The following is a 7,965-nucleotide window of genomic DNA, read 5'->3' as shown; positions in this document are numbered from 1 at the left end:
GCGAGGAGGCGGAGGAGGGGCGTGGGGTGGCCCGTGGTGAGGGCGGCGAGGAGCAGGGCCATCGCCGGGACCACCGCCAGGTCCATCCAGTAGGAGTGGTGCACCGTCCAGACCGAGCCCTTGGTGACGATGAGGGCCAGGGGCGGGAGCGCGGCCAGGGCGGACAGCCAGTGCCAGGGAAGGCCGCGGATCCGCTCGGACGCGGTGACGATGCCCGCCGTGACGACGCCGGCGACGAAGACCGGGGCCAGGTCGGGGGTCAGCCAGTTGAGCCCTTCTGCCGGGTTCGCGTGGGGGGCCAGCAGGCCGCGGACGATCACCGGCAGGGTCACCGACGCGAGGAGGAGTACCGCCCCCCGGCGGCGGCGGATGAGGAGCAGGGCCGGGAAGAGGAGGTAGAGCTCCGCCTCCACCGCGATCGACCAGAACGCCCCGTTGGGTGTCGGGGCCGTGAGGACGTCCTGGCCCAGGAGGCCGTACACGAGCAGCGAGGATCGGTTCGGCGGGCCGAAGTGCGACGCGGGGACGACGTACCGGGCGATCAGCACGCTGAACGCGAGGGCCGCCCAGTACGGCGGCAGGATGCGCCAGGCGCGGCGGCGCAGGAAGCGGGCCGTGCCGCCGAGTTCCCAGCCCTTGCGGGCGGGGGAGAGGGCCAGCGAGAAACCGGACAGGACGAGGAAGAAGACGACGGCCAGACGGCCGTACATCATCCAGGCCGTCCAGGCGGGGCCGGAGTTGGCGGGGAAGCCGGGGAAGGTCAGCAGCCAGCAGTGGAACAGCAGGACGTACAGCGCGGCCATGCCGCGCAGGCCGTCGAGGCCCGGAATGTGCGGGGCGGCGAGAGCCGCCTCCCGCGTCCGGACGGGAGCCGCCTCCCGCGTCCGGACGGGAGCCGACTTCCGCGTCCGGACGGGAGACGCCTCCCGCGTCCCGGCGAGGGGAGCGAGTTCTCCTACGGCCTGGCTCGATCCCACTGAAATCGCTCCGCCTCTCTTCGGGCCCCTGGCGGTGGGTGTCGTCTACCACCCACGGTGACTCGTACGTCGCCTGCGGTCGAGGGGTTCAACCCGTCCCGCAGGAGTTGGCGGGGGCCCGGGGAGAGGCGTACGGAATCGGCCGCGCCGCTGGTTCCCCAGAATCATGCGGACCTTCGCCGTACTCCCGGACGCCGTGATGGTGTAGCCCGCTACACCGCGTCCCCGCCTCCCGCCCGCTTACCGTTGCCCCATGGGCAGAACGGTGCGGCAGGCGGTGAGGGCCACCGGGCATCTCGTGCTGGCCGCGGCCATGGCGTTCGGGCTGTGGATCTTCATCACGGTGCTGATCATCACGGCGGTCGGGACGCTCGCGGTGGTCGGCGCCTGGCTGCTGCCCGAGACGGTGCTGATCATCCGGCGGATCGCCGGCGCCAAGCGGGTCATGACGGCCGCCTGGACCGGGCAGCGGATCCCGGAGGCGTACCAGCCGATCACGGGGACCGTCCGGGAGCGCATCCGTACGGCCGTCCGGGACCCCGGCACCTTCACCGATCTGCGCTGGATGGTCGCCGATTATTTCTACGGCGCCCTCCTCGTCCTCGCTCTCCCGCTGTGGCCCCTCGGACTGGTCGTCGACGGTGTGTGGAGCGGGCTGCTGCGCCGTACGCCCCTCGTGCTCCCGCTGATCGTGCGGATCGCCGACCTGGAGGCCGACTGGTCCACAGCCCTGCTCAAGCCGTCTGCGAAGGCCCGACTCACCGCACGGGTGGAGGAGTTGGCGGCGACCCGCGCGGACGCCATCGCCGCGCACGGCGCCGAGCTGCGCCGTGTCGAACGCGATCTGCACGACGGCGCCCAGGCCAACCTGGTCGCGTTGTCGATGCGCATCGGGCTCGCCAAACGCGCCTACGACAGCGACCCGGCCACCGCCCGCCGACTCCTCGACGAGGCCCAGGCACAGGCCGAGAAGGCGCTGACCGAACTGCGGCACGTGGTGCGCGGCATCCATCCGCCGATCCTGACGGACCGGGGGCTGGTGGGTGCGGTGCGGGCGCTGGCGGCCGGATGCGGGCTCGAGGCGAGCGTGGAGGTGGCCGGGCTGGAGGAGGACGGGGTGCGGGCGCCCGCGGCCGTGGAGGCGGCCGCCTACTTCGTGGTCGCCGAGGCGCTGACCAACGCGGCCAAGTACAGCGGCTCCGCGCGGGCCTCGGTCCGGCTGGAGCGGGTCAGGCGCGGGCTGCGGGTGCGGGTCGCCGACGAGGGGCACGGGGGCGCCGACGAGACGGGCGGCTCCGGGCTGGTCGGGATGCGGCGGCGGGTGGCCGCCCTGGACGGGACCCTGGACCTCTCCAGCCCCGTCGGCGGGCCGACCGTGATCGACGTCATGCTGCCGTGCGTGTGGTGACGGACGCCGTCGGAATCAGTCGTCGTAATCGGCGTAATCAGTCGTCGGAATCAGCCGGCGGAATCAGCCGGCGGAATCAGCCGGCCGTGAGTTCCGTCAGCTGGCCCAGCGGCAGCGTGTGCTGCGTCTGCAGGACCTTCGCGCGCAGGTAGCGGACGTTGTGCGCGGTGGTGAACACGCCCGTGGGGACGCGGTCGCGCACCGCGATGTCCAGTCCCCGCAGCTGCTCGGCCTTGTCGGGGTTGTTGGACAGCAGGTCCAGCTCCTCGACGCCCAGGGCCCGCAGCATCTGCGCGGCGGCCGTGTAGTCGCGCGCGTCCTCGGGCAGGCCCAGGGCCGCGTTCGCCTCGTACGTGTCGAGACCCTGGTCCTGCAGGGCGTAGGCGTCGAGCTTGTTGTAGAGGCCGATGCCCCGGCCCTCCTGGCGCAGGTAGAGCAGGACCCCGCCCCGGTCGGCGATCCGCTCGACCGCCTCGCGCAGCTGCGGGCCGCAGTCGCAGCGGGCCGAGCCGAAGACGTCGCCGGTCAGGCACTCGGAGTGCAGCCGGACCAGCGGGACCGTGCCCGGGGCCGGGGTGCCGAGGACGACGGCCACGTGCTCCTGGCCGTCTGTCAGGCCGTGGAAGGTGACCAGTTCGGCGTCGACGCTGTAGCCGTCGGCGAAGCGCAGCGGCACCCGGACACGGGCGCGCTCGGTGGCGGCGGGGAAGTCGGGCATGCGGGTCTCCGGGGTCGTCCGTAGTCTGGCGGCTCCTGCTTCAGATTTGAAACAGGTGCACGGTCGGCGACCCTACCCCATGCTTTAAATTTGAAGCAACAGAATTGTGCGGCGCTTCACGTGCTGGTCATGAACAGGACGGCGACGACCGGCGGCGCCAGGGCACCTCGTCGGGCGTGGGGCGCTCGTCCTCCTGGAGCCGCTGGACGATCCCCGTGCAGATCTCCTCGAGCTGTTCGACCTGCTCCTCGGTGAGGTGGTCGAACAGCAGGGACCGTACGTTCTCCACATGTCCCGGGGCCGTGCGTTCCAGGACCTCCATGCCCTCCTCGGTCAGCACGGCGAAGCTGCTGCGCTTGTCCCAGCGGCAGTTCTCGCGCCGGATCAGCCCGTCCTTCTCCAGCCGGCCCACGGCGTAGGTCAGCCGGCTGCGGGTGATCTTCGTCCGCTCCGCGAGGTCGGTCATGCGCAGCCGCCGCTCCGGGGTCTCGGAGAGGTTGGCCAGGATGGAGTAGTACAGGTGGGGCATGCCGGCGTCCTGCTGGAGCTGCCGGTCGATCGCGTCCTCGACGAGGAACGTCGCCGCGATGTACGCGCGCCAGGCGCGCTGCTCCTTCGGGGTGAGCCAGCGAGTCGTCATGCCACCAGTGTAGGTTTGTTTCAAACTTGAACCAAGAGTGGCCGTTCAGCGCCTTGTGCCGAGCGTGCCGTCCATCACGAGCCGGGGAGCGCGTCGATGCCCCACCCGTACGTCCTGCTGTCCGCCGCCGTCTCCCTCGACGGCTACCTCGACGACACCGGACCCGAGCGCCTGCTGCTGTCGTCCCCGGCCGACTTCGACCGCGTCGACGAGGTACGGGCCTCCGTCGACGCCATCCTGGTCGGCGCCGGCACGATCCGCGCCGACAACCCGCGGCTGCTGGTCAACTCGCCCGAGCGCCGCGCCGCCCGCGTCGCCTCGGGCCGGCCCGAGTACCCGCTCAAGGTCACCGTCAGCGGCTCGGGCGAGCTGGATCCGGCGGCGAGGTTCTGGCACACGGGCGGCGACAAGGTCGTCTACACGACCGACAAGGGCGGCGAACGGGCCCGCGCGCTCGGGATCGCCGCCGACGTCGTCCCGCTCGGACCCGACCTCGACTGGCGCCGGCTGCTGGAGCATCTGCACGACGTCCTGGGTGTGCGGCGGCTCATGGTCGAGGGCGGCGGCCGCATCCACAGCCAACTGCTCCAGCAGGGGCTCGCGGACGAGCTCCAGCTGGTGCTCGCCCCCCTGTTCGTGGGCGACCCCGACGCGCCCCGCATCTTCGGCCCGGGCGGCTACCAGGGCGGACGGCTCAGGCTGGTGGAGAGCCGGCGGATCGAGGACGTGGTCCTCATGCGCTACGAGCCCACCGCCCCCGGCACCGGCCCGCTGGCCTCCGCCGCCGACCACCACTGGCTCCGCATCGCCTGCGACCTGGCGGCCCAGTGCCCGCCCTCGCGGACCGCGTTCAGCGTCGGCGCGGTGGTCGTCGCCGCCGACGGCACGGAGCTGGCCCGCGGCCACTCCCGCGAGGCCGGCGACCCCGTGGTGCACGCCGAGGAGGCGGCCCTGGCCAAGCTCGACCCGGCCGATCCGAGGCTCGCGACCGCGACGGTCTACAGCAGCCTGGAGCCCTGCGCCCACCGCGCGTCCCGTCCCAAGCCGTGCGCCCGGCTGATCCTGGAGGCGGGGGTACGGCGGGTGGTGACCGCGTGGCGGGAGCCGGACACGTTCGTGGAGGCCGCCGACGGCAGCGGTCTGCTGGCCTCGCAGGGCGTCAAGGTGGTCGTCCTGCCCGGGTACGAGGAGCGGGCGAAGGCGCCGAACGCCCATCTGCCGGGCTGAAGACGCAGGTGGAGCGGGGGCGGACGGAAACCCTGGTGCTGGGCGTCCCGCGGATGGCGTATGCTGGTTACACAACGACGCGGGGTGGAGCAGCTCGGTAGCTCGCTGGGCTCATAACCCAGAGGTCGCAGGTTCAAATCCTGTCCCCGCTACTGAAGACCGAGGGCCGGAGTCCAGTGACTGGACTCCGGCCCTCGGTGTTTCCCGTTTCCCTGACCGTCACTCCCCGTGCAGAGCCTGGAGCAAGGTCAACTCGCCCGATTTTCACCGGTCATGGCCCGATCGTCCGCGCCAAAAACGTTTAATGATCAAGCCGAACTGCTTGGAAACCCCACCCCGGGTCTATTAACGTTCGATAACGCAGCGCGGTCGTCCCAGCCGTCACAAGAGGCGGCTCCGTGCGCACGCGCCGAATCCCGCAAGGGAACCGGGGAACCACCACCCTGGGGTGAATCGCGCGGAAACCGCCGTGGACCCACGGCAGGTTTACGCGCGTAGGAGACCTTCCTGCTCCGAACCCGTCAGCTAACCCGGTAGGCGAGAAGGAAGGAAAGGAGCACGCCCACGTGGCGTCCAACCCGCCTGCCCCGGCAGCCCCGTTCGTGCCGGGCACCCGGCCCTTCGGCTTCGGCCCCAGTGACGACGAGGGCCAGTGGGAGGAGTGGAACCCCACCGAGGAGTCCCTCCGTCCGGTACGCGGCCGGCACCGTGTCTCCAGGCAGCGCGGCGGGGGACTCGCCCGCAGCTCCACGGTTCTCGGCGTCGGTGTCATAGCCGCCGTCGGCGCGGGCGGCATGGCCAGCGCCAACACCGGCAAGCCGCCGGTGTCCATCTCCCTGCCCGACCTGGCCTCCGTCGCCCATGTGTTCGACGCCGGCTCCGACGCCCCCAAGGGCTCCGCGACCGCGCTCAGCGCCGTCGGGGTGAGCACCAAGGAGACCGCGCAGGGCACCCGGGACGCCGGTGAGGCGCTGCGCGACCGCATCATGGCGCAGGCCGAGTCGCAGCAGGTCCAGCTCGACAGCAAGGCCCAGTCGGCCACCGATGCGGCCCTCGCCAAGCAGGTCGACGAGGCGGCCGCCAAGGCGGAGAAGGACGCGGCGGCCAAGGCGCAGGCCGCCAAGGAGAAGGCGGAGGCGGCGGCCAAGAAGGCGGCCGAGGACGCCAAGCTCGCCGAACTCGCCAAGCAGTACAAGCTGCCGGTCGTCTCCTACACCATCACCGGCACCTTCGGTCAGGCCGGCTCCATGTGGTCCTCCGGCTACCACACGGGCCTCGACTTCGCCGCGCCGACGGGCACGCTCATCAAGGCCATCCACTCCGGCACCATCACGGAGGCCGGCTGGGCGGGGTCGTACGGCTACCGCACGATCCTCACCCTCGACGACGGCACCGAGCTGTGGTTCTGCCATCAGTCCTCGATCAGCGTCAGCGTCGGCCAGAAGGTCGCCACCGGTGACGTCATCGGCCGGATCGGCGCCACGGGCAACGTGACCGGCCCGCACCTGCACCTCGAGGTCCACCCGAACGGGCAGTCCACCGGCATCGACCCGATGACCTGGCTGCGCAGCAAGGGCCTCAACCCCTGACAGCGGCACCGCCCCGGAACGGCCGCCTCCGATTGTTTACGCGAAGTTTGCGGCCGTTCCGGAAGAGGACTCTCCGGGGCGGGCGTTGACCATACACATGACTTCTCTGCGCAAACTCGGCTCCTCCGACCTCGAGGTCTTCCCGCTCGCCCTCGGTGGCAACGTCTTCGGCTGGACCGCCGACGAGGCCACGTCCTTCGCCGTACTCGACGCCTATGCGGCCGCGGGCGGCAACTTCCTCGACACCGCCGACGGCTACTCCGCCTGGGTCCCCGGCAACCAGGGCGGCGAGTCCGAGACGATCATCGGCAAGTGGGTCAAGGCCCGCGGCAACCGGTCCGACGTCGTCATCGCGACCAAGGTGAGCCAGCACCCCGAGTACCAGGGGCTGTCGGCCGCCAACATCAAGGCCGCCGCCGACGCCTCGCTGCGCCGCCTCGACACGGACTACATCGACCTCTACTACACGCACTTCGACAAGCCGGAGATTCCCGTCGAGGAGATCATCGGGGCGCTCGACGAGCTGGTGACGGCGGGCAAGGTGCGGGCGATCGGCGCGTCCAACATCTCCACCGAACGGCTCGCGGCGTCCCTGGAGTTCTCCGACCGGGAGGGCCTCGCCAAGTACGTGGCACTGCAGCCGCACTACAACCTGGTCTCCCGCGACACCTACGAGGGGCCGCTGCAGGACCTCGCCGCGCGCTACGGCCTCGCCGCCATCCCGTACTACGCCCTGGCGTCCGGCTTCCTCACCGGCAAGTACCGCCCCGGCGCGACCGTCGACAGCCCTCGCGCGGGCGGCGCCGCCAAGCACCTGGAGACGGAGCGCGGCCAGCGGGTCCTCAAGGCCCTCGACGAGATCGCCGAGGCCCACGACGCCCCGGTCCCCACGATCGCCCTGGCCTGGCTCGCGGCCCAGCCCACGGTGGTGGCCCCCATCGCCAGCGCCCGCACGGTGGACCAGCTCCCCGCCCTCCTGGCCGTGGCGGACGTGACGTTGACGGACGCCGAGATCAGCCGCTTGACGGAGGCGTCGGCCTGAGGATGCCGGGGAGGGCCCGGTTGGCGGGGGCGTCGGTCTGAGGGATTCCGTTCCTTCTGCCGTCGGCTTGGTTCTTCGCCGGGCTCTTTCAGCAGCGGCCTCCACTCACTGCCGGCCTTTTCCGGCCGCCGCCACGGTGCTCGGTCACCGTGGCTGGGGCCGGCGGCGGCCGGCGGTGCCGAGGCTGCGGCGGCCTTACGACTGGTACGGGTTGTACGCCGGATACGGTGCCGCCGGATGGCCGTACGTGCCGTACAGCGGCCAGGGCGGGGCGGCCACCGGGACCGGTGGGGCCGTCGCCCGGGCCGCGTGGTCCAGGGCAGGCCGGGCGACGTCCCGCAGGCGCCACAGCTCGGCCAGCAAC

General features: G+C 71.7%; 7 protein-coding genes, 1 tRNA gene and 1 riboswitch. Of the genes, 5 read left to right on the top strand and 3 right to left on the bottom strand.

What is annotated here, in order from left to right:
- On the bottom strand, positions 1–977 hold a 977-nt coding region (locus GRC12_RS39240; protein ID WP_308286734.1), incomplete at its 3' end, for an acyltransferase family protein.
- 253 nt (positions 978–1,230) lie between these two features.
- Between GRC12_RS39240 and GRC12_RS39235 the strand changes: the two genes are divergently transcribed.
- Entirely contained in the window at positions 1,231–2,385 is a 1,155-nt protein-coding gene (locus GRC12_RS39235) for a sensor histidine kinase (RefSeq protein WP_208785216.1), read from the top strand.
- Between the two features lie 76 nt (positions 2,386–2,461).
- Here GRC12_RS39235 and GRC12_RS39230 read toward each other — a convergent pair whose 3' ends face one another.
- The gene (locus tag GRC12_RS39230) at positions 2,462–3,103 is read right to left on the bottom strand and encodes a GTP cyclohydrolase II (protein WP_133049024.1); all 642 of its coding nucleotides are present in this window, start codon (positions 3,101–3,103) and stop codon (positions 2,462–2,464) included.
- A gap of 127 nt (positions 3,104–3,230) precedes the next feature.
- A complete protein-coding gene (locus GRC12_RS39225) occupies positions 3,231–3,743 on the bottom strand; it encodes a MarR family winged helix-turn-helix transcriptional regulator (RefSeq protein WP_208785215.1) in 513 nt (170 codons plus the stop codon).
- Between the two features lie 96 nt (positions 3,744–3,839).
- Here GRC12_RS39225 and GRC12_RS39220 point away from each other — a divergent pair, with 96 nt between their 5' ends.
- The 4 genes from GRC12_RS39220 to GRC12_RS39205 all read left to right on the top strand — a co-directional run bounded on the left by GRC12_RS39220 (position 3,840) and on the right by GRC12_RS39205 (position 7,601).
- Positions 3,840–4,970 carry a dihydrofolate reductase family protein gene (locus tag GRC12_RS39220; RefSeq protein WP_208785214.1) on the top strand — a complete coding sequence of 377 codons (1,131 nt, stop codon included), beginning with the start codon at positions 3,840–3,842 and terminating at the stop codon, positions 4,968–4,970.
- 78 nt (positions 4,971–5,048) lie between these two features.
- Positions 5,049–5,122: transfer RNA gene (locus tag GRC12_RS39215), tRNA-Met, on the top strand.
- Positions 5,123–5,367: 245 nt separating this feature from the next.
- Positions 5,368–5,524, top strand: a riboswitch (cyclic di-AMP (ydaO/yuaA leader).
- 12 nt (positions 5,525–5,536) lie between these two features.
- Positions 5,537–6,559 (top strand): M23 family metallopeptidase, encoded by a 1,023-nt coding sequence (locus tag GRC12_RS39210; RefSeq protein WP_208785213.1) that lies wholly within the window; start codon positions 5,537–5,539, stop codon positions 6,557–6,559.
- A gap of 97 nt (positions 6,560–6,656) precedes the next feature.
- Positions 6,657–7,601: an aldo/keto reductase gene (locus GRC12_RS39205; protein WP_208785212.1), complete on the top strand. Its 945-nt coding sequence runs from the start codon at positions 6,657–6,659 to the stop codon at positions 7,599–7,601.
- The last annotated feature ends 364 nt before the right edge of the window (positions 7,602–7,965 follow it).

It is taken from the genome of Streptomyces griseorubiginosus, assembly GCF_017614965.1.
GTDB lineage: Bacteria > Actinomycetota > Actinomycetes > Streptomycetales > Streptomycetaceae > Streptomyces > Streptomyces griseorubiginosus_B.
This window is presented reverse-complemented; position numbering and strand designations above follow the sequence as displayed.